This window comes from Hymenobacter frigidus (assembly GCF_014640435.1).
GTDB classification, from domain to species: Bacteria; Bacteroidota; Bacteroidia; order Cytophagales; family Hymenobacteraceae; genus Hymenobacter; species Hymenobacter frigidus.
The window spans coordinates 16,712-38,573 of sequence record NZ_BMGY01000040.1; the positions used below are offsets into that span (position 1 = coordinate 16,712).

The window sequence follows — 21,862 nt, forward strand, 5'->3', positions numbered from 1 at the left end:
CACGGTGGATGAAAAAATTATTTCTGGGAAGCTTCGCCGTTCACGCGGGCCTGCCATTTGGGGTAGTTGGTGGCCAGCAGCTTGGCGGGCCAGGTACTGGCATACACGTAGCCCACGCGGCGCTCATTCTCGATTTCGGCCAGCTTGGTGCGCTTCAACCCGTCGCGCCCCACGTAGATGGGCTGGTTGGTTTCCAGGTCGTAGAACCGGGCCCAGAGCGTGCTGCCCACTTCGGGCACTATCACGCGGTCGCGGCCGCTGGGCTGGCTGAGGTCTTTAATTTCGCGCATGGACAGGCCGGGCATCTTCACCTCGTTCAGCCAGCTCACGGCGGCTTCCACGGCGCGCTTCACTTCGGGTGTGGGCTTGTCGAGGCTCATCAGGAATTCGGTGATGCCAACGGTTTCGTCGCCGCTCAGCGCGGCCAGCTCGAAGGCGCGGGCCTTGGTGGGCAGGAAGGTGCGGCGGTCGTGCTGGGCGCACCAGGCCGTGAGCTTGCCGCGCTGCACGTACTGCGTTTTCAGGATGCACTGCACGCCGCGGGCCACCGCGTCTTTGGCCGGGCCCACCAGGCTCCAGTCGAGCAGGGCGAAGTCGTCTTTTTGCTCGCTCACCGCTTTTAGGGTGCGCAGGGCGCGCACCATGGCGTCGTCGTTGTAGGTAATCTGGCCGCGGTAGGAGCTGCTGTCGGGGTAAAACTGCGGGAAGCCGCCGCTGCGCATTTGCATGGTGAGCAAGTAGCGCACACCGCGCTCGGCGGCCTGGCGGTAAGCCGGGTTGTTGGTGCGGCGAAACGCCTGTACCAGGTAGGTGATTTCGCGGGTGGTGGCGTTGTTGTCGATGGTCGCGTCGTTGCGGTTGCGGTCATCCAGGGTGCTGGCCCGCTGCACGGTGCTCAGGCGGTGGTCGTAGTTCACCTTCACCTCCCCCACGGCCTTGGGCCAGCCGCCCACGCTGCGCTGGAACACCAGCATTTTCTCGGCAATGGTATCCTGCACGGCGGGGGGCGGCGGGGTGGTGCTGCGCTGGCCCGTGAGGGGGTTCCAGCGGCCGCCAAACGTCCAGGCCGGGGTGATGCGGGCCACGGTGGGCCCGCCCTCGGCGGTGGCCAGGTTGGAGCGCATCCAGGCGTAGTCGCCGCCCTGGCGGTGGCAGTCGGCGTAGTACACGCGGCGGCCCCACTGCTTGGCGCCGGGCCCCGATTCGGCCCAGTAGATGTCGGCATCGGCCATGTTCTTGGCAAACTGGCAGCCGATGAGGTAGAACTGGGCTTCGCGGTGAAAGCGGCCCAGCTTGAAGTTGTCATCGCCCACGAAGCGGCAGTTTTTCAGCACCGTTTTCGAGTCCTTGTTGCCCGAGCCGTCGTGCCAGATGGCCGCGTTCAGGTTGTGGCACACAAAGAGGCAGTTTTCGGCGTAGGCCCAACCGCGGGGGCAGTAGAAATCCACTGCTCCTTCCATGGTGCAGTCTTTGAAATAATACAGGCCAGCCTCGGTGTCCCAGGGACTCACCGTGTCGCCGCCCAGGGAGCGGAACGTGCAGCTGCGCACGATGATGCGCGTGGCCCCGGGCATGGTGCGCATAGCCATCTGGTGGCCGGTGGGGCTGATGGTTTTAGGCTTCCCGGGCTCGGCCGGGCAGTTGATGATGACTTCGGGCTTGTTCTGGTGCTCGAAGCCGTAGGAGTTGATAACAGTCAGCTTTTCAAGGGTGACGTCGGGGCTGTTGCGCAGGTTGAGCACGGCCACGCCCCAGTCGTCCTGGCCAGCCACGGGGTCGCAGCGCCAGGCGTCGCGGGCCTGGCTGAAGGTCAGGATTACGCCCTTCTCGCTCTGGCCCCGCAGCACAATGTTGGCCTTGCCATCAATGAAGACTTTCTCGTTGTACACCCCATTCTTGATGTACACGGTGCGCGGCTTGACTGCTTCGGCGGGCAGGCTGTTGAGGGCGGCTTGGATGGTCCGGAACTGGCCCGAACCATCCGTGGCTACCGTCACCTGCTGGGCACAGACTGTACTAAGTCCCACCTTACCCAGGCCTAGCAGCAGGAGCAGCAGTTGCATCGTTGTTTTCATGAGGAATAGAAGGAGCTTGTGGTGCCTGCTGGCACATTGCTAAGCCACGCCGAGCGGCCGGCCGTACATTCTTAAAACAATTTCCAGGTTGGTGTACACGAGGTAGAGACGCAACATTTTGCGTCTTGTCGTTGCTGATGTTGTTTAATCCGCGCAGGGCCACGCGGTTCCAATCGTTCAACGACGAGACGCGAAATGTTGCGTCTCTACCTCGTTTGGACCGACTCGAAGCTGCTTTAGTAGCCGAAATTCTGCTTCACGTTCAGGTCCGTGTCGATGGTGCTTTGGGGGATGGGCAGCAACTCTTTGCCGGCGTTGGGCACAAAATCGGCGGCCAGGCCGGTGCCGCCGGGGCGGGTGTTGGTGAGGTAGGCCGCATCCACGGCCAGGCGCCAGTTCACGCGGGTAGTGCCGGTGGGCGTGGCGGCCGGCGAAGGCCGGTAGAACGAGCGGGCCCACTGCACTTGGCCGTTCACCACCCGGAAGTACTGGTATTGCGGCACCGTGTTGTAGGGGGCTTGGCCGAGCTGCATCTTGGCCAGTTCGGCTTTGGTTTCGGCCAGCTTGGTGGCTAGTTGGCCCCAGCGCAGCAGGTCGTACTTGCGGATGCCTTCGCCGCCAAACTCCAGCAGGCGCTCCTTTTGCAGGGTGGTGAAGAAGGACGTTTTCGTGGTCAAATCGAGGTTGGCGGCGGCGCGGGTGGCGTTGCCGGCAAAGGCGCGGGTGCGCACTTCGAGCAGGGCGTTTTTGGCGGCCGTGGTGGGGCCATTCAGTTCGTTTTCTGCTTCGGCAAACATCAGCAGCACGTCGGCGAAGCGAATCAGCACCCAGTTGTATCCCAGGTAGTTGCCGGTGCCGGTGAGGGTGGGCACGCGCCAGTTGCGCCGGAACTTGCCGTTGGTGACCACGGCCAGCGCGGTGCCGGCCTGGTTGTTGGTGCTCCCGATGGTGTAGGGCGTCAGGGTGATGTCGCGCCGCACATCGGTCGAGTCGAAGGCGTAGAAGTAGGTGGGCACGGCCACGATGCTGCCCTGCGAGGAGCCGAAGATGGGCGAGGCATTCAGGCGGGGCCCGTCGTAGTAGCCGTGCTTGCTGTCCGACACGGAGTTGCTGCCGCCCATGGCTACTTCAAACATGATTTCATTGGCCGCCTCGCGGCGCTGCTCGTTGATGCTCTTGAACAGGTCGTAGAAGCTGGTATTAAGCGTATGCTGATTGCGGTTGCGCATCAAATCGGCGCACTCCTGCTGGGCAATGGCATAGTAGCGCAGGTAGTCGGCGGGGCGCTCAATAACGCCGGTACGGGCGTTGGCCGAGTAGCCGCCGCGCTGCAGGGCCAGGCGGGCGCGCAGGGCTTTCACGGCCCCTTTGGTGATGCGCTCGCTGGGGGCACCGGCGTTGGTGCGCCACGGCACCAGCTTTGAGGCCTTGCCCAGGTTGGCAATCAGGGTGTCGAGGGTCAGGTTGCGGTTCACGGAAGGCAGCTGGAAGCTGGCCGCGGCATTGGTGGGCACGAGCGGGGCCGGCACGTCGCCCCAGTTTCGAATCAGCTCATACAGGTACTGGGCCCGCAGGGTCAGCACCTCGCCGTAGAGGCGGTGCAGGGCGGCGGTATCGGCCGAAGTTCCGTTGCGGTACAGCGCCATCTGCGGGATGTTCTTGATGCAGATGTTGGCCCGCTCCACGCCCACGTACAGGTCGTTCCAGGGGTTCACCACCTCGGCGTTGGTGGGCAGGGCCTTGTAGCGGGCCAAGCCGCGGTTGCCGGCGTTAGCCACGCCGGGCGCGCCAATCAGCTCGTCGGTATCGTACGGATAATACAGGTTCAGGCGGGTGCCGTAGGTGCGGTCCCCGGACAGCAGGTCGTATGCTCCCACCACGGCGGTCGTGGCCCCGCTCACGGTGCCAAACAGCTGCTCGGTGGTGTAGAAGGCATCGGGGGTCACGTCGAGGTAGTCTTTACAGGCACTCAGGCCCGCCAGCAGGGCCAGCGCAGCAGCGCCTAGTGTCAGGCGCAGATTAGTAATTTTCATGATTTCAGGAGATTACAATGCCAGGTTGATGCCGAACAAAAAGGCGCGGCTACGCGGGTAGGCGGCGTAGTCCACGCCGGGCGTGAGGCCGGTGGCGCGGCGGGTGTTGGCCTCGGGGTCGTAACCGGTGTATTTGGTGAAGGTGTAAAGGTTGCTGGTGGTCACGTAGAAGCGCAGCTGCGTGAGCTTGGCCCGGCTGATGAGGGACTTGGGCAGCGAGTAGCCCAAGGTGAGATTGTTGATGCGCAGAAACGAGCCGTCCTCGATGGCCCACGAGTGGGTGAACAGCTGCCGGGTGGGCTGCCAGATTTGCGCGTTCTGGTTCACCGAGCGCGATACTTCCAGGTCGGTAATGGCCACGCCGTTGGCGTCGATGGTGCGGTACCGGTCGTTCATCAGCCCCAGCATGTTGCTGAGCGGGTTGATGGCGCTGGTGAATTCCAGCTTGTTGGCGTTGTACACGTCGTTGCCGTACACGAAGTTGACGAACACGCTGGCGTCAAATCCTTTGTAGGAAAACTGGTTGTTGAAGCCGCCCGTGAACTTGGGGTTGGCGTTACCAATCACCGTGCGGTCGAGCTCGTTCACAATACCGTCGCCGTTCAGGTCCTTCAGCTTGATGATGCCGGGCGCCAGGGCCTGGCCCTGTACGCCCACGTTCGACGGAATGTCCGACTTCAGCACCCAGGCCCGGGTAGTGGCATTGTAGCCCGAGAAGTCGTCGGCGGTGTAAAAGCCCTTGCGGCCGTTGTCGAAATCGGTCACGTAGCCGTACATCTGCCCAATGGGCTGGCCCACGCGGGCCACAAAATCCTGCGAGATGGCCGTGCTGGCCCAGCCCGAGTACACGCCCGGAATCTCGGGGGCGCCGCCCAGGCTCTCAATCCGGCCCCGGTTGAAGGAAGTATTGAGGTTGGCCGTCCAGGTGAAATCCGGGGTCTGAAAGATGGTGCCGCTGAGCTGCAGCTCCAGGCCGCGGTTCGAGGTGGAGCCGATGTTTTGCAGCTGCGAGGCGTAGCCGGTTACTACCGGAATGGGCCGGGCCACCAGCAAGTCCTCGGTGGTGTTGTAGTAGGCATCGGCCGTGAGCTGCAGCCGGTTGTTGAACAGAGCCAGGTCCAGGCCCGCGTTGCGCGAAACGGTGGTTTCCCACTTCAGGCTGGGGTTGGCCAGAAACGGCACGTTGGCCCCGCCCACCCGAATGTGGTTCAGCCAGTATTCGCCGCCACCGCCCGAAAACAGGTTTAGGTAAGAGAAATCGTTGATGCGGTTGTTGCCGGCCTTGCCGTAGCTCAGGCGCAGCTTCAGGTCCGAAATCATCGTAATCGGTTTCAGGAAGCTCTCCTGCGATACCCGCCAAGCCAGCGAAGCCGCCGGAAAGTAGCCCACCCGGTTGCCCGCCGCGTACTTCGACGAGCCATCGGCCCGCATGGTGAGCGTGAGCAGGTACTTGTCGTCAAACGTGTAGTTGAGGCGGCTGAAGCCCGAGAGCAGGCGCGAGTTGGCGGCCACGCCGGTCGTGGGCAGGTTGGGCTGGGCCTGCGTGCCGGCCGGCAGCACCCCCTGGTTGATGTTGGCAATAGCTTGTTTGGCAACGATATCAAGCGGCAGGAAGTTGGTTTGAATGTACTGCACCGTGCCCTGCTGCTGGTAAATCTCCTGGCCCAGCAGCGCATCGAAGCTGTGGCGGCCGGTTTTGTGCGCGTAAGTCAGCACGTTGGAGTTGTTGATGGTGGTCTGCACGCCCGAGCTCAGCGAGGCAAAGGGCAGGGCGGCGTAGTTGCCGGCCACCTGCCGGATGGTAGGCGAGAAGCGGCCGTTGAAGGTCTCAAGGCGTGTATCGGTGATGTCAAAGCCGGCCGTGGAGCGGAATACCAGGCTGGGAGCCAGGGTCAGGGCCACGTTGCCGCTCAGGTTGTAGGTGCGGCGGCGGTCGAGGCGGTACTCGTTGTCGATGGCGATAATCGGGTTCACCAGGCTGGTTTGCTGGAAGAAGTCTTCGTCGAACTGCGTGGGGTCGAGCGCGCCGGCCAGCGGCACGGCCAACGGTTGAAACTGCACGGCGTTGCGCAGCCGCGAGGTGATGGTGGACAAGGCGCTGGACGTGCCCGCGCCGTTGCTTTCCTGGTTGTTGAAGCGGGCGTTCAGGCCAAACGAAAACCGCTCGCTGGCCTTGGTGTCGAAGCGGAAGTTTACCAGCTTGCGCTCGTAGTCGGAGCCGCGCTGAATGCCGTCCTCCTTATTGTCGGTCAGGCTCAGCGAGTAGGTGGTGCCCTTCACGCCCCCGGCCACCGACACGTTGTGCGTCTGCTGGAAGGCGTCGCGCCCGAACACCTGGTCCTGCCAGTCGAGAAACGGCGCGTTGCGGCTGGCGTTCAGCGTATCGCTCCGGTAATTCCGGCTGCCAAAAGCCGTCTTGAAGGTGTTGATGCCGCCGGCCGTGGTGCCCAGCCCCTGCGCCCGCTCAAACTGGTAGTCAACGTAGTCGGCGGGCTTCATCAAATCGAGCTTGCGCGAAAGCTGGCGCACGCCGGCAAACCCGTTATAGGTTACTATCACCTTGCCGTCGCGGCCTTTTTTGGTGGTGATGATGACCACGCCATTGGCCCCGCGAGCGCCGTAAATGGCAGTGGCCGAGGCATCCTTCAGCACGTCCACCGAGGCAATGTCCTGGGGCGAAATCACCGACAAGGCGTTTTCTACCTGAATGCCGTCCACCACGTACAGCGGCGAGTTGTCCTGGGTAATCGAGCCGCCGCCACGCACCCGAATCTGCACGTTGGCGTTGCCGGGCGTGCCTTCGGCCGAGGTGAGCTGCACACCGGCCAACCGGCCCGTCAGGGCCTCGGCGGCCGAGTTCACGGGCACGTCCTTAATCTGCTGCGCGCCCACCGACGACACCGAGCCGGTCACGTCGCGGCGCTGCACTTCCTGGTAGCCGATGACCACCACGTCGTCTAGCTGCTTGCTGTCCGAAGCCAGCGTGACGTTGATGGTGGACTGGTCGCCCACAGGCACCGCTTTCGACACGAAGCCCACGTAGCTGAAGCGCAGCGTGGCGTTGGCGCCGCCAGCGGGCAGGCTGAGGCTGTAGCCACCGTCGCCGCCGGTGGAGGCCCCGTTGGTGGTGCCTTCTACCAGCACCGTCACGCCGGGCAGGGGCTCGCCCTCTGCTGACTTCACAACGCCCTGAACCTGACGGCTCTGGGCGGTGGATAGGCCAATGCTGCAACACAGCACCAGCCAGAGCAGGAATAACTGTTTTTTCATGAGAGTAACGCGCTTGGGTGAGAATTTTTAAAGTGTGTAGCTATTAGCACAGGCCGTCGAGCGGCACCGCGTCCATGTCGGTGTATTCCCGGTTTTCGCCGGCCATGCCCCAGATAAAGCTGTAAGCCGCCGTGCCGCAGCCCGTGTGGATGGACCACGGCGGCGAGAGGATGGCCTGGCCTTCGCTTACCCACAGGGGGCGGGTTTCGGTGGGCTCGCCCATGAGGTGCAGCACGCGCTGGCCAGCGGCCAGGTCGAAGTAGAGGTAGGCCTCCATGCGGCGGTCGTGGGTGTGGGCGGGCATGGTGTTCCACACGTTGCCGGATTTCAGGGTGGTCAGGCCCATCACCAGCTGGCAGCTCTGGATGCCCTCGGCGTAGATGTATTTGTAGATGGTGCGCTCGTTGGCCGTTTCGGCCGCGCCCATTTGCACGGGCGTAGCCTCGGCTTGGGTGCGCAGCGTGGTCGGGTGCGCCGCATGCGCCGGAGCCGACAGCAAGTAGAACTTAGCCGGCCGCGCCGCGTCATTGCTGATAAACTCAACCTGGCCCGCGCCCCTGCCCACGTACAAGCAGTCCTGCGTGCCTAGCTCGTAGGCTTCAGCGCCCACGCGCACCTGGCCGGGGCCGCCCACGTTCAGCACGCCCAACTCGCGGCGCTCCAGAAAGCTGGTGGCTTTCAGCGACTCGGGACAGGGCAGCGGCAGCACCGTGCCAGCAGGCTGGGCCCCGCCCACAATCAGGCGGTCGTAGTGCGAGTAGGTGAGGCTGATTTCGCCGGCCACAAACAAGCGCTCAATCAGAAAATGCTCCCGCAGGCCATCCGTATTCAGGGTGGCAGTTTCGCGGGGTCCGATGGCAAAGCGCTGGTTCATAAGAGTTATGAGTTATGAGTTATGAATTATGAGTTTTGAATTGTTAGTAATGGTCAATGAATTGGAAGAAAAACTCATAATTCTCAACTCATAATTACCTACCGTCCCATCCAGCCGCCGTCGACGGTGAGGATGGTGCCGTGGACGTAGTCGCTGGCGGCGGAAGCCAGAAAGACCGTCGGGCCTTTAAAGTCGTCGGGAGTGCCCCAGCGGCCGGCCGGGATGCGGCCCAGAATGCTCTGGCTGCGGTCGGCGTCCTGGCGCAGGGCCTCGGTGTTGTCGGTGGCAATGTAGCCGGGAGCGATGGCATTCACGTTCACGCCGCGGCCGGCCCACTCGTTGGCCAACGCCTTCACCAGGCTGCCGATGGCGCCCTTGCTGGCCGCGTAGCCCGGCACCGTGATGCCGCCCTGAAAGGTGAGCAGCGAGGCCGTAAAAATGATTTTGCCGCCTCCCTCCTGCCCCAGCATGCGCCCGCCGATGGCGCGGGCCAAGCGGAAAGGCGCGTCGAGGTTGGTAGCCAGCACAAAGTCCCAGTCGGCGTCGGAATGCTCGGCGGCCGGAGCCCGGCGGATGGTGCCGGCGTTATTCACCAGAATGTCGATGCGCGGGAAATCAGCCTGCACCTGGGTCAGAAACGAATCCGCGGCGGGGCGCTGGCTGAAGTCGGCCTGGTAGGCCCGAAACTCGCGGCCCAGGGCCCGCACGGCCGCGCCGGTCGCGCCGCCATCGGCGGGCAACGAGGCCGAAACGCCAATGATGTCGGCTCCGGCTTCGGCCAGTCCCACCGCCATGGCCTGCCCAATGCCGCGGCTACACCCCGTGACCAGGGCACGCTTGCCGGCTAAGCTAAAAGAGGTTGGAAACGCTGACATAAAAAAGCCGTGGGCTAGGACAATGAAATGGAATTAGCCGAATATTTGGTACTCTTGTGGAGCATTAGGCTAACTAAAGGTTTCGTGAACCCGCCGCCGAAAGCAAGAGTTGGATAAATTATTTTTGTGCAATCGTTGCCGGGAACGATGCCATTGCCTACCGGCACCCAATTACTTACTGGCTTTCCGCTCGCAACGGGGCAAAAAGGCAGCTTTTTCGCCGGCTGGCCTTCCGGAGCAGCGAAAGCCATTTTATTGAACTTTACAAAGAATCTCGCTTGGACCCCGTCACCATCAAAGACATTGCCCGCGCCCTGAACCTATCGACCTCGACGGTCTCTAGGGCGCTGCGCGACAGCTACGAAATCAGCCCCGAAACCAAGCGGCTGGTGATGGAATATGCCGAGCGCCTCAACTACCGCCCCAACCCCATTGCCCTGAGCCTGAAAGGTAGCAGCAGCAAAGCTTTGGCCGTCATTGTGCCCCAGATTGCCAACAATTTCTTCTCGCAGGCCATCAATGGCATCGAGGCCATTGCCTACAATCGCGGCTACCACGTCATCATCTTCCAAACGCACGAGTCCTATGAGCGCGAAATGGCCAACATTCAGCAGGCCGTGTCGCGGCGCGTGGATGGGCTGCTGCTCTCGCTTTCCAGCGAAACCTCCGACGTGTCGCACCTCAAGGCGCTGCACGCGCAAGGGATTCCGCTGGTGCTGTTCGACCGCGTTTCGGCCGAATTGGACGTGACCCAGGTAGTGGCCGACAATTTCGGCGGGGCCTACGCGGCCACCTCACATTTGCTCCAAACGGGCCGACGGCGCATTGCCCACCTCACCATTCCGCCCTACCTCAGCATCACGCAGGAGCGGCTGGCCGGCTACCGCGCCGCCCTGGAGCAATACGGCGTGCCTTTCGATGAAAACCTGGTGCGCTACGGCACGTTTGGACCCGACGAGGCCGACGAGCTGGTGGAGCAACTGCTGGCCCAAGAGCCGCGCCCCGACGCCTTTTTCACGGCCAGCGACCGGCTGGCGCTGGGCTGCCTCACCGCGCTGCGTAAGCGCGGCATCCGCATCCCCGAGGATATTTCCCTCATCGGTTTCACCAACCTGCCCGCTGCTGAGATGCTGAACCCGCCGCTGAGCACCGTGACGCAGCCGGCCCAGCAAATCGGCCAGCTAGCCGCCGAACGACTGATTGAATTGATTGAGCACAAGAAAAAAGCTTCGCCGCCGGCCATCCTGAAGCTGCCCACCACGCTGGTGGCGCGCGAGTCGTCGGCCCCAGCGGTCAGGGTGTCGTCGGATTTTCGGATTGGGTTGTAGCGCACTTTCTACAGCGGTTTCGGGGTTGGTGTACGTATGGGGTGGACTCTGCGAATCCGCGTGTCGGCCGGGTCAGGCGCGGACTCGCAGAGTCCACGCTACAGCGCCCACGTACACGAACTCCGAAACCGCTCTATTCCACCCGAAACCAGTCGATATCGGCCGTGCCGCCATCGTTGGTTTTGCCGGGCCGGGTGCAAAACAGCCCTACTTTAGACCCAATCCATTTGCCTTCGCGGGCCGCAAATTCGGTACCCACCGGGCGAAAGCTGCGGCCATCGAGGCTGTAGCTGAACTGGCACTTGGCGCCGGCTTGCACCGCTACCCGCAGGTACACGGGTTGCCCAAGCGGTAGGTCGGCGGCCGGAGCCGATGCAGTTTCCGGGCCTAGCTGGTCAGCGTTTTTGCACACGGCCTGGGCCAGTTGCAGTTTCTCACCCTGGTACGTCAGGGTGAGGGCGGCGTAATCCAGCCCCATTATCAGCAAGCCCAATCTTTCGCCTTCAAAACGGGAAGTGAAGGTGAGCTTGGTGGTGACGGTGAACTCGGCGGCGGGCAGCTTTTGCAGCAGCAGATTGGGCACCTGCCACAGGTTATGATAATCGGCTGGTAACGGCACGGCATTGAGCCGCAAAAAGCCGAGTGGGCCAGTTGGAAAAGCCCACTCCGGCTGCGGATTGGCGTGCCATTGCCATTGCAAACCCAGCGCGGAGGCCGTAAACTCATCAGAAGTAGTCGGAATAGCCAACGGCTGCGGCCGGCCGGGCACGGCGGGCTTGCAGTAGGTGAGCACCGGCTCGCCCACCCCATCCCCATCAGCATCGGAGCCAATGACGGGCCAGTCGTTTTTCCAGGTCATGGGCTGCAGGTGTACCACGCGGCCATAGGCACCCTGGTCCTGGAAATGCAGAAACCAGTCCTGCCGGCCATCCGGCGTGTCGACCCAGGTCCCCTGATGTGGGCCGTTGACGCTGGATTTGCCCTGGGCCAGTACGATTTTGTCTTCGTAGGGCCCGAATACGTTTTTGGCGCGCAACACCGTTTGCCAGCCGGTAGATACGCCGCCACCTGGCGCGAAAATATAGTAGTAGCCGTGGCGCTTGTAGAACTTCGGACCCTCAATGGTGGGGTGCCGGGCGTGGCCATCAAATACCAGCACTTCGTCCCCAAGCAGCTGCAAGCCATCGGGGCTCATGCGGCTCACGGCCAGCACACTCTTGAAGCCCGCCCGGGAACCCGCAAAGGCGTGCACGAGGTAGGCTCGGCCGTCCTCGTCCCACAGCGGGCAGGGGTCAATCCAGCCTTTGGCTTCCTTCAGGCACATGGGCGTGCTCCATGGACCGGCCGGATTAGTGGCTCGCGTCACGAACAGGCCCAAATCGGGGTCGGGGTAATAAATGTAGAATTGCCCCCTGTGATAGCGGATGGCCGGTGCCCACACACCGTTGCCGTGCTGGGGCAGGGCATAGCGGGCGGCTGGCAACTGCTGGCCGAACACCGCTCCGATAATGGTCCAGTTCACCAAGTCGCGGGAGTGCAGAATTTGCAGGCCAGGTGCACTGTTGAAGCTGGACGAGGTGAGGTAATAATCTGACCCCACGCGCACCACGTCGGGGTCGGAATAGTCGGCGTAGAGCACCGGGTTTTTATAGGTACCATTGCCCAAGTCAGGTACCCACGGGCCGAGCTTCTGGGCGCGCAGTGCTCCCGGCAGGAGAGCCAGGGCCAGCAACAGCAGGAACCACCGCGCCCCCACCCTACTTAGTCGCTTGCAGAAGCCAACGGGCCAAGTCCTTGCCAGCCCGAAAATTCTCAAACTCCGCCGGGATTTTGCGGCCGTCCACGTACTCATTGTACAGCCACGGGTCACCGAGGGCCAAAACGCGCCCCTTCCCCAGTTTGGCCGTAGCCATGATGACCTTGCCATTGTTCGTGACCAGTGGCTGGGCCGGCGCTTGCACGGCCAGCAAGGCCAGCTCTTTCACGTAAGCTGCATTAGCGGTTTTGAATACCGATTTACCCGAGCTCAAATCAACCTGGCCCTGCTCGAACTGGCTCCCTTTCACCATGTTTACGCTCTGGTCGGTGAAGCGCAGGCCGAAATTGGCGGCTAGTTCGTTGAAATGCTTGATTTCACAGTTCGCTGAGTCGTTGGCGAGCAGCACCAGCGTGCCGCCAGCCCGCACCCATTCCGTCACGGCTTTGGCATCGGCCGGGGCAATGTAGTGCGGGGCAGGCGACTCCTTGCGCGTGTCGGGGTCGACGATGATGTAGACACTCAGATTCTTCAGGCTGGCGGCCGTGGGGGCGGCGGGCACGGCCACCGTGCGGGCCCCGAGTTCGCGCAGTTGGTTGCCCCACAGCCAGAAGCCGCCGTGGGTGCGTTCTTCCCAGGTGTAGTGCCACTGCTCAGGTGCGCCGGTGAAGGCGTTTTTGCGCAGCTCGTGGTTGAAATAATAGTCCAAACACACGGTTTTGGGTGTTCCTGAAACGGCCTCGGCGGCAATTTCCATCTCGGTACTAGCTAGGATAAAAGGCCCCACTCCTTTCAAGTCGTTCTTGCGCAGCGGCTCGGTCAGGTAGTACTCAAACGAGCCGTCGCGGTAGGGCTTGCCGCCCAGGCCGCCCACGCTCACCGTGCCATTAAAGGCCAGCGCGCCGTTCGTTTCGGTCGTCACAAAGGATTTTAGCAGGCCATCATAGCCGGTGCGGGCCACTTGGGCGTACTTTTTATCGAGGTAGCCCAGGCGGGTACCCTTTGCCAACGCGTACACAAACATGCTGCTGCCGGAAGCCTCGGCGTAGTTGCCTTGGCGGGTTTCCTGGTTCATTACCAGGCTCCAGGTGCCGGTTTTAGGATTTTGGTACTTGGCCAGTGCGGGAGCCAGCCGCTGCAGGGCCTTGATGAGCGCGGGGCGCTGGGGGTGGTTGGCGGGGAAATAATCGAGCACATCAACCAGCGCCATGGCGTACCAGCCGATGCCCCGGTCCCAGAAGTTGGGCGACTGGCCGGTGGTTTTGTTGGCCCAGGCTTGCTCGCGGCTTTCATCGTACCCGTGGTAGAGCAGGCCGGTTTTGGAATCGACAAGGTGTTTTTCGACCAGGGCGAACTGCTTGGCTACGTCATCCAGGCCGGCGGGCTGCTGCATGAGCTGGCTGTATTCGGCGTAGAACGGGCCGGCCATGTACAGGCCATCGAGCCACATCTGGTTGGGGTAAATTTTCTTGTGCCAGAAGCCGCCTTCCTTGGTGCGCGGCTGGGCCTCAAGCTGCTGGCGCAGGCGCTGGGCAGCTTTCTGGTACCGTTCCTGGTTGGGTCCCGACACCTGACTGAGCAGCAGCAGGGCGCGGCCGGTGGTCACGTTATCAAGCAGGTAATCCTCGGGCTTGTAGGTCCGGATGCTGCCGTCGGGCTGCACAAACTGGTCGAGGTCTTTCTGTATGTACGTGAAGTAGCGGGCATCGCCGGTGCGCTGCCACACCCGCTCCAGCGCCTTCAGCATCAGGCCCTGCTCGTAGTCCCAGCGGGCCGTTTTGCGCGCGCCAATGAGGATGGAATCGGGATGCCAGCTGATGAAGGCATCGGCCATGCGCTGCGAATACGCAGGCACTGGAACGGTCTGGGCCGTACCGGGTTTGCCTAGGAGCGAGAGGCCCAGCAACGGCAGCAAAAAGAGTCGTTTCATGGATGCAAATTGATTTTCCGCCGGACTTCGCAAGGTTAAAAACGTGGGGTTTCGCGGAGCTGTTCTGGCGTGGGCACCCGGCGGGACCCGCTGGGAAATCCGTTAGCGGCCGGCTACTACTACCGTTTTCTTACCCAATTTCTGGTCCAGCTCCACCGCCTTTTTCGCCTTTTTTACATCGGTATTGGTCAGGCGAATGTCTTTGCTGCGCTCGCCGGTCACGCGCAGCAGCAGCTCGGCACCGCTGGCGTAGCGGATGCCATCGAGCGCAATGTTGTGGCTGTTCTGCACCTCCATCACCGGCTTGGTTTCGGTGGAAAGCAGCGTCACGTTCTTCAGGCGAATGTTCTCGGCTTCCTGACACACCAGGCCTTTTTTGCATTCGAGCACCGCGTTTTCAATGCTGATGTCTTTGATACTCATCTCGGGCAGGCCGCGCACCAGAATGCCGGTGGTGGCGCCCTTGCAGGTTACGTTCCGAATGCGGAAACCCTGGAACTGCGGGGTACCCTCGTTCAGCGGCTGCGCGGCAATGACGGGGGGCGCGGTGCTCTCGCCGGCCAGCGGCACGGGGTCCTTCGCCGCGTAGTACATGTCGAACAGGATGGCCTCGCCGGCAATGTCGGTCATGTCCACGCCGTCTACGAAGATGTTCTCGACCACGCCGCCGCGGCCGCGGGCCGTTTTGAAGCGCAACCCCACGTCGGTGCCAATGAACGTGCAGTTGCTCACGAACAAGTTGCGCGTGCCACCCGACATTTCGGAGCCAATCACGAAGCCGCCGTGGGCGTGGTACACTTTGGTGTCGCGCACGATGAAGTTTTCGGTGGGCACGCCGCGCTTGCGGCCCTGCTCGTCGCGGCCGCTTTTGATGCAGATGCCGTCGTCGCCCACGTCAAAGGTGCAGCCTTCCACCAGGCCGTTGCGGCACGATTCCAGGTCCAGCGCGTCGGTGTTCTGGCCGTACCAGGGGTTTTTGGCCGTCACGTTGCGCAGGGTGATGTTCTCGCATAGCAGCGGGTGAATGGTCCAGGCCGGCGAATTCTGAATGGTGAAGCCTTCGAGCAGGATTTGTTTGCAGCTGGTCAGGCTGAGCATGTTGGGCCGCAAAAAGTCGCGGATGTCGTCGAAGTCCGCTGGGTTGAGGCTCTTGCGCGGGGTGCTGGCCGTGGCTAGCAGGTTGCCCTTCATCGAGCCCGCCGAGGGGTACCAGTAATCTTTCTTCTCCGAGAGTACGCCGCCCGAGGCCACCAGCTTTTGCCACTGGGTTTCGTTGAGCTTGCTCTTTTTCACGGGGCGCCACGCGTCGCCGGCCCCGTCGAAGGTGCCGGTGCCGGTGATGGCAATGTTGGTCAGGTCAACGCCCGAAATCGGGGCCTGGCTGCGGATGGCTTCTTCCCCTTCCCAGGTGGTTTTGATGAGCGGGTACTGGCGGCGGTCGGCCGTGAACTGCACCAGCGCACCGGTGGCCAGGTGCAGGTTCACGTTGCTTTTCAGCACGATGGGGCCGGTCAGCCACAGGCCGCGGGGCACTAGCACGGTGCCGCCCGCCCCGGCGCAGGCCTCAATGGCCTTGCGAAACGCTTCGGTGTTCAGGATCTGGCCGTCGGCCACGGCGCCGTACTGGGCCAGGTTGAAGGTGTCTTTTTTGAACGAGGCCTGCAGCACCACCGGCAGGTCGAACATGTACTTGCTCTCAAATACCGCGCGGCGGAGGTGGCTGGCCAAGGGCAGGTTTTGCGCTTTCACGCTTTGGGCCACCAGCTGCGCCACGCGGGTCGCGCCGTACGCCGAAAAATGGGTGTTGTCGTTCTTGGCCGGCGCTACAGGGTTGGCCTGGTAGTAGCCGTTTTGGTAAGACCAGAACAACGGCCGCGAACCCACCTCGCCGAGCTGAGAGTACAGGGCCCAGGTTTTCTCGTGCATGTCAATGAGCGGCACTTTTTGCGCCTTGGCCACCTCGCGCACCACGCCGGGGTACTCGCCGTGGTCGTCCTTGCGCTGGCCGGCATCATCAAAGTAGCGGCGGCCCACTGGCGTGAGCAGCACCGGGTTGGCGCCTTTGGCCTTGGCTTCCTGCACAAACTTGGTGAGGAGCTGACGGTACAGCGTCTGGGCTGGGGCCGAGCGCACGCTGTCCTCCACCTTCGAGTCGTTGTGCCCGAACTGGATGAACACCCAGTCGCCGGGCTTGAGCTGTTCGAGCACTTTGGCCCAGCGTCCTTCGCGGTAGAAGCTTTTGGTGCTGCGCCCGTTCACGGCCGTGTTGCGGATAACCACGCCGTTGTCGAAATACTGACTGAACGCCATGCCCCAGCCGCGCTCGGGCTTGGTGAGGTCCGCTTTCTCCGACATGGTGGAGTCGCCGACCAGAAAGAGCTGCGTTGTTGGTTCGGCCGGGGGCCGGGAGGCGCTCGTCAGGAAGGCCAGCGCTCCCGCCAGCAATAACACCAAAGTTGATTTCATTAGAACCAGTAGGGGTATAAGGGTCGGCCACTGCCACGGATATTCGCCGCGGAAAAAGCCCCCGCCCATTACAATATTAGGCCACCCCCGAACCCTTTGGCCCTACCTTGACACCAGGCGGGCGCTTTTATTTGCGCAATCGTTGCCGGGAACGTTCTCATCATGGCGGCCTTGGTCAGCAGTTTAGTTTGAAAGCTGACCGGCGGACCATTGAGGCCTTGACACGCAAAGGCCGCCACGCCGGGCGCACGGTGCAACGCGGCCGGCTGCTGTTGCGGCTGGCTGACGGGGTGAGCGGCTACCCCGTGGCGGCCGAATTGGGCTGCTGCGTGCAGACCGTCTACCAAGTGCGCAGCCTCGCCGATTGCCGTGGCCAGCCCCTGCTCGACGTAGCGGCGGCCCCCGGCGCTTCGATGGGGCGCAGCGGGCGGCGCTCACGGCCCTGGCCTGCACGCCGGCCCCGACCGGGCACAGCCGCTGGACCCTGCGCCTGTTGGCCGACAAAGCCGTGGAACTGTGCCTGGTGGAAACCATTTCGCATGAGACCGTGGGGCAGGTACTCAAAAAAACGAAGTACAGCCCCAGCGCCAGCAGCACTGGTGCCTGGGGGCCGTGAACGCCGCCTTTCTGGCCCGCATGGAAGACGTGCTGGCCGTCTACGAGCGGGCCTACGACCCGCGCTTTCCCGTCGTCTGTTTCGATGAACGGCCCTGCGTGCTACACGGCCAACCCGTCGAGCCGCTACCGCCCGTGCCGGCCCAGCCGGCGGTAGGCGAGCAGCCGGCCAAAGCGGGCCGGCCCCGGCGCGAAAGCAGCACGTACGTGCGCCAGGGCACGGCTTGCCTGCTGGCGGCCTTCGAACCGGGCACGGGGCAGCGCCTGGTCGAGGTTTCGGCCCGCCGCACCGGGGCCGACTATTGCCGCTTTCTGCTGGTCTTAGCCGCCGCCTATCCGCAAGCCGAGAAAATCGTGCTGGTTCAGGACAACCTCAACACCCACACCGATGCCGTCTTTTACCAGCACCTGCCGGCCGCCCAGGCCCGCGCACTGGCGGCCCGCTTCGAGCGGCATTACACGCCCAAAAATGCCTCCTGGCTCAACATGGTCGAACTCGAACTCTCCGCCATCGCCCGCCAGTGTCTGCACCAACGCATTCCCACCCAAGACGAGCTGACCGCACACATCGACGCCTGTGTCGCCGAGCGCAACGCCCGGCGAGCGACCGTCAAGTGGCAATTCTCGCTCGACAAGGCCCGACAAAAACTAACCCGGCACTATCAAAAGGTTTATGCAGATAATTCCCCTGACTGAGCACTAGCATGGCACCAAAGTAGCAGCTGTTTGCTCAAACGGTCTCAAGGTAAACGAGGCCCGTTTAATTGAAGGAGCGAAATGAAGTACCCAGGCCCGCTGTTCGGCTATCAGTGTTTAGTGCGCGTTCGCTTGACTAACGGCGAACCAGGTGGGTCAACGAATGCCCACTCGGTCGTAATCCGAACGTGGTTACTATCCCGGACAATACGCATGTGACTGGCCCCGGCGGCCTTGATGACCTGGTCCCCGCTGCGCAAGAAGGCACCGGCGGGCAAGGGCATAGCTAAGAGCAAGGGGCCACGGGTGACGGTGTTGGCGGTACGCGTGACCACAGGCAGGCCGTGGTTATACCCCTGGACGAGCACGTACGCATCGATGCCCATGCGCCGGAAGTTCTCTTGCGCCCCGTCGAATCCCGACGAAGCATAATTGAGCAGGCCGATACCGGTTCCCAAGAGCAGAAAAAGGCCCACCCATTTGAGGGAAAGGGATTCGCGCAAGAAATTCATAGTTGATGGACGGGTGCCGGGTAGAGGCATTTGCAAGGTACTGCGATAACCCAAGCCATTTATGCTCAGCATTCGTGCAATCTGCAGTTTAGCCAAACGGTCCCAAGGTAAACGAGGCCCGTTTAAAGTAAGGAGCCTATCATTGGCCTCGGTTAAAAGCTTGGTACGGAAGTTAAACGAGTTGCTTCCAAATGCCGTGCATACCCTTTAAAAACTACATTCAGCGGTCAGTAGAGCGTGTTTGTTCAGGGAAACCTCCCTATAACTGTACAACTCGGGTGAGTACTCAGCCTCTGGCAAATCGGGCGGAAAACAGGCCCATTTGGTACAGATAACTTGTTCAGCAATCAACGTACAAATAACCTTGCCCGCACGATGGGAAAACGGTGCTTCGCCCTCGCAAATAGTCCCCTGAATGCGCTAAATACAGGTTCTCTGCTTTGAGAACGCATTGTTAGTGTTTGTGAGAGGCTGCTAACAAGTTCGCCGATTAACCTTTGGACCAAACTTTTAACCAAGGCCAAATATGCTCCAGACCGTGGTCGGAAAGCTGGCAGCCTTGGGCAGCGAAGAAGTCGTGCCGGCGGCGCAAAGCAGTTTCCAGGTCGGCAAAGGTGCGGATATCAACTTCGGCTACTGCTCCCAGCTTGTCGAGGTAGGCATTGTAGCTCACGGCATCGTCGACGGCAATGGCTTTGTCGGCCCGAAAAGTGGGCAGCACCTGCACGTCGTAGCCGCTGGTGGCCAAGGTCTGATGATGCTCCAGCGAGTCGGCGGGGTCGTCGGTGGTGCAGAGCGTTTCCACGTTCATCCTGCGCAGCAGGTTGCGTACCGAGTATTCGGACGTGCACAGCTTCTCGCTGCACTCGTCGTAGATGCGGCCGGCGCTCTCGCCGTTTAGCAGCTCCGTGATGCCGAAGTAGCGCTGCAGCTCTAGGTGCGTCCAGTGGTAGAGTGGGTTGCGCAGGGTATAAGGCACGGTTTCGGCCCACTTCTGAAACTTCTCCTGGTCCGAAGCGCCGCCCGTAATATAGTACTCGTCTACGCCGTTAGCGCGCATAGCGCGCCACTTGTAGTGGTCGCCATAGAGCCAGATTTGGGTCAGGTTCTCAAACTGCTTGTCCTCGGCAATCTGGTCGGGCAGCAAGTGGTTGTGGTAATCGATAATGGGCATCTGCTTCGCATACTCGTGGTAGAGCGTGCGGGCCGGGGCCGTTTGCAGCAGAAAGTCGTCGTTTAGAAATGGCTTCATAATCAACCAATAAAAAGTAGCCCGGCCCCGGCCCGGGTTGTTTCCCATCGAGGGTACTCCGTGCCGGCACGCGTAACTCCCCTGTAGCCTCCTGAAACCGGTATTTATTCACGCAAACGTTACTGGGAACGAGAGGTGTAACCTTATACCGGGGCAAGACCGGGGGTATTAATTTAAAAAGGCCACTCACGATATCGTGAGTGGCCTTTTAGCGCTCCTTCTTGGGATACAGAGCAGAAATGCTAAAAGGGGTTAAAAGGTTGTTGTACCTAACATTTAGGATTCACTGGAGCCAGTTCATAGCGCGCAAGGCATGATTTTATAAGCCGCAAGGCCGCTTATGGGGACGTGCCTTGCTTAAAAATGGGTTCAAGTACCTTACAGTTGTGCCGTCAATTAGGAAACTCGCAGCCAAAGTGGAGAAGAGTTGCCTTTTCCGGGTCTGACGGCGCTACTATGCTTGCTTGTAGAGAAAGAAGCATGGCCGAAATAGAGCGAACCTGAAGTCGTGGAAGTATGCACCGTAGTTGCCTCAAAGGCTAGAGGACCCCAACTTTTCACCGGTTGGCCTCCAATGCCTAGGGTAAACCTATATTATTAAGCAGCGGAGTGCATTTGCTCCGGCTTATTTTAGCACACCTAGCCCGGTTCAGGGCGTGATGGTCTCGATGCCGCCATCGGCCCGGCGCTTCAGCTCGGTGACCTTGATGTTGCGCAGCCAGGTTTTGTTCGAGAGTTGGGTGTCGTGGTAGAAAATATACCATGTGTCTTTGATGGGCACAATGGAATGATGGGTGGTCCAGCCTTGCACCGGCTTCATGATGACGCCCTGGTAGGTGAAAGGGCCGGCCGGCGAGTCCCCCATGGCATATACCAACAGGTGAGTGTCGCCGGTGGAGTAGGAGAAGTAGTATTTGCCGTTGTACTTGTGCATCCAACCGCCTTCGAAGAACCGGCGATTGTTGTCGCTGGCCAGCAGCAGCTTGCCGTTCTCGTCCAGAATCACAACTTCCTTCACCGGGCCAGCAAATTTCTTCATGTCCGGGGTGAGCTTAGCCATGCGTGCGTTGAGAGCGGGCACGTCGGTGTTGGGCTCTTTTTCGGCGGCGTTGGGATTGTACTTACCGCCTTGCCAGCGCTGGAGCTGGCCGCCCCAGAGGCCCCCGAAGTACATGTAGGCCTGTCCGTCAGTATCAGTGAACACAGCAGGGTCGATGCTGAAGCTACCGGCGATGGGTGCGGGCTCGGCTTTAAAAGGGCCAGTGGGCGATTTGCTGGTCGCTACCCCGATGCGAAACACGTCCTGCTTGTCTTTCACGGGAAAGTAGAGGTAGTAAGTGCCGTTTTTAAAGGCTGCATCGGGGGCCCATAACTGCCGACCAGCCCAGGGAATATCCTTGATGTCGAGCCCCACGCCGTGGTCCGTAACCTTGCCATTGACGCTGTCCATGGACAGAATATGGTAGTCGCGCATGGCGAAATGGTCGCCATTGTCATTTTCCTCAACCCCAGCTTCGATGTCGTGCGAGGGGTATATGTAAATCTTGTCTTCAAACATGTGGGCCGAAGGGTCGGCGGTGTAGATATCCCGCACCAAAGGTTCAGACAAGGGCTGTTTGGCGGCTGCCGTGTCGGCCTGCGAAGTTTGGGCAGTGGCCGAAGTTTCTTGCGCGGAATTGTTGCTTTGGCAGGCCCCGAGCAAAGCCAGGGAGGCTGCCAGCACGGGTACCGAGACGGTTGTTTTGAAACAAATGAGCATGAGAAATTTTAGGAATGGAAAGCAGCAGCAGGAATTGGCAAAAGCGGTTCGCAGGCGGTTCGCACAGTACCTCTTAGCCAGACTGTCGTGTAAATATAGAAGCGGCTTTTGTGTGCACAACTATTTGATAAATAGACGTTTTTGGCGACAAACTACCGAAATCGTTTGCGATAGGTCAGCCGAGTCAGTGGTGCGCAAGCCCGTTTATCACTGCTGCAGCAGGTAACTATTTTGCGGCCAATTGCTTTTGACAACACGCCGCTAATTGCTGCTCTCACTGCTGTACATTTCTCCATTTACTTTTGATACGGCCGCAGAAACTGCCTTTCGCATAATCTTTCAGCTTATTGATGGCAACTAGTGTTCTGACAACTTAATTACAGTATTATTAGTTTGGGTAGCGTACCCCCCTCCTTTCCCC

The 21,862-nt window shown here is 61.2% G+C and carries 13 protein-coding genes and 1 pseudogene; 3 read left to right on the forward strand and 11 right to left on the reverse strand.

Annotated elements, in window-relative coordinates:
• Nucleotides 1-17: 17 nt before the first annotated feature.
• The 5 genes from pelA to IEW17_RS16630 form a co-directional block, all read right to left on the reverse strand.
• Nucleotides 18-2,075, reverse strand: a complete 2,058-nt coding sequence (gene pelA, locus IEW17_RS21040) for a pectate lyase (protein ID WP_229749073.1) — start codon at nt 2,073-2,075, stop codon at nt 18-20.
• 236 nt (nt 2,076-2,311) lie between these two features.
• On the reverse strand, nt 2,312-4,108 hold the full coding sequence (locus IEW17_RS16615) for a RagB/SusD family nutrient uptake outer membrane protein (protein WP_188563183.1): 1,797 nt from the start codon (nt 4,106-4,108) through the stop codon (nt 2,312-2,314).
• 12 nt (nt 4,109-4,120) lie between these two features.
• On the reverse strand, nt 4,121-7,378 hold the full coding sequence (locus tag IEW17_RS16620; RefSeq protein ID WP_188563184.1) for a SusC/RagA family TonB-linked outer membrane protein: 3,258 nt from the start codon (nt 7,376-7,378) through the stop codon (nt 4,121-4,123).
• Between the two features lie 43 nt (nt 7,379-7,421).
• On the reverse strand, nt 7,422-8,252 hold the full coding sequence (kduI, locus tag IEW17_RS16625) for a 5-dehydro-4-deoxy-D-glucuronate isomerase (protein WP_188563185.1): 831 nt from the start codon (nt 8,250-8,252) through the stop codon (nt 7,422-7,424).
• Between the two features lie 98 nt (nt 8,253-8,350).
• A complete protein-coding gene (locus tag IEW17_RS16630) occupies nt 8,351-9,127 on the reverse strand; it encodes an SDR family oxidoreductase (protein WP_188563186.1) in 777 nt (258 codons plus the stop codon).
• A 278-nt stretch (nt 9,128-9,405) separates the two neighbouring features.
• On the opposite strand from IEW17_RS16630, the gene IEW17_RS16635 reads away from it, so the two are divergent.
• Complete coding sequence (locus tag IEW17_RS16635) at nt 9,406-10,455, forward strand: LacI family DNA-binding transcriptional regulator (protein ID WP_188563187.1); 1,050 nt, start codon at nt 9,406-9,408, stop codon at nt 10,453-10,455.
• A 133-nt stretch (nt 10,456-10,588) separates the two neighbouring features.
• Here the strand turns inward: IEW17_RS16635 and IEW17_RS16640 are convergent, their stop codons facing one another.
• The 3 genes from IEW17_RS16640 to IEW17_RS16650 all read right to left on the reverse strand — a co-directional run bounded on the left by IEW17_RS16640 (nt 10,589) and on the right by IEW17_RS16650 (nt 16,607).
• A complete protein-coding gene (locus tag IEW17_RS16640) occupies nt 10,589-12,187 on the reverse strand; it encodes a glycoside hydrolase family 43 protein (RefSeq protein WP_229749074.1) in 1,599 nt (532 codons plus the stop codon).
• 25 nt (nt 12,188-12,212) lie between these two features.
• Nucleotides 12,213-14,141 (reverse strand): glycoside hydrolase family 88 protein, encoded by a 1,929-nt coding sequence (locus tag IEW17_RS16645; RefSeq protein ID WP_188563189.1) that lies wholly within the window; start codon nt 14,139-14,141, stop codon nt 12,213-12,215.
• A 102-nt stretch (nt 14,142-14,243) separates the two neighbouring features.
• Nucleotides 14,244-16,607 carry a glycosyl hydrolase family 28 protein gene (locus IEW17_RS16650; protein WP_188563190.1) on the reverse strand — a complete coding sequence of 788 codons (2,364 nt, stop codon included), beginning with the start codon at nt 16,605-16,607 and terminating at the stop codon, nt 14,244-14,246.
• Nucleotides 16,608-16,971: 364 nt separating this feature from the next.
• On the opposite strand from IEW17_RS16650, the gene IEW17_RS16655 reads away from it, so the two are divergent.
• Complete coding sequence (locus IEW17_RS16655; RefSeq protein ID WP_188563191.1) at nt 16,972-17,223, forward strand: helix-turn-helix domain-containing protein; 252 nt, start codon at nt 16,972-16,974, stop codon at nt 17,221-17,223.
• Complete coding sequence (locus IEW17_RS16660; protein WP_229749075.1) at nt 17,220-17,918, forward strand: IS630 family transposase; 699 nt, start codon at nt 17,220-17,222, stop codon at nt 17,916-17,918. Before IEW17_RS16655 ends, IEW17_RS16660 begins: the two co-directional genes overlap by 4 nt.
• 110 nt (nt 17,919-18,028) lie before the next feature.
• Here IEW17_RS16660 and IEW17_RS16665 read toward each other — a convergent pair whose 3' ends face one another.
• The 3 genes and pseudogenes from IEW17_RS16665 to IEW17_RS16675 form a co-directional block, all read right to left on the reverse strand.
• Nucleotides 18,029-18,430: a hypothetical protein gene (locus IEW17_RS16665; RefSeq protein WP_229749076.1), complete on the reverse strand. Its 402-nt coding sequence runs from the start codon at nt 18,428-18,430 to the stop codon at nt 18,029-18,031.
• 520 nt (nt 18,431-18,950) lie between these two features.
• A pseudogene (locus IEW17_RS16670) lies at nt 18,951-19,682 on the reverse strand (glucuronate isomerase); the annotation flags it as partial.
• Between the two features lie 649 nt (nt 19,683-20,331).
• Entirely contained in the window at nt 20,332-21,441 is a 1,110-nt protein-coding gene (locus IEW17_RS16675; RefSeq protein ID WP_188563194.1) for a glycoside hydrolase family 43 protein, read from the reverse strand.
• Nucleotides 21,442-21,862 lie beyond the last annotated feature (421 nt).

What these genes read in the sequence shown, in the direction of transcription:
- pelA (WP_229749073.1), bottom strand. Translation starts at nt 2,075, where the DNA reads ATGAAAACAACGATGCAACTGCTGCTCCTGCTGCTAGGCCTGGGTAAG.
- IEW17_RS16615 (WP_188563183.1), bottom strand. Translation starts at nt 4,108, where the DNA reads ATGAAAATTACTAATCTGCGCCTGACACTAGGCGCTGCTGCGCTGGCC.
- IEW17_RS16620 (WP_188563184.1), bottom strand. Translation starts at nt 7,378, where the DNA reads ATGAAAAAACAGTTATTCCTGCTCTGGCTGGTGCTGTGTTGCAGCATT.
- kduI (WP_188563185.1), bottom strand. Translation starts at nt 8,252, where the DNA reads ATGAACCAGCGCTTTGCCATCGGACCCCGCGAAACTGCCACCCTGAAT.
- IEW17_RS16630 (WP_188563186.1), bottom strand. Translation starts at nt 9,127, where the DNA reads ATGTCAGCGTTTCCAACCTCTTTTAGCTTAGCCGGCAAGCGTGCCCTG.
- IEW17_RS16645 (WP_188563189.1), bottom strand. Translation starts at nt 14,141, where the DNA reads ATGAAACGACTCTTTTTGCTGCCGTTGCTGGGCCTCTCGCTCCTAGGC.
- IEW17_RS16650 (WP_188563190.1), bottom strand. Translation starts at nt 16,607, where the DNA reads ATGAAATCAACTTTGGTGTTATTGCTGGCGGGAGCGCTGGCCTTCCTG.
- IEW17_RS16665 (WP_229749076.1), bottom strand. Translation starts at nt 18,430, where the DNA reads ATGAATTTCTTGCGCGAATCCCTTTCCCTCAAATGGGTGGGCCTTTTT.
- IEW17_RS16675 (WP_188563194.1), bottom strand. Translation starts at nt 21,441, where the DNA reads ATGCTCATTTGTTTCAAAACAACCGTCTCGGTACCCGTGCTGGCAGCC.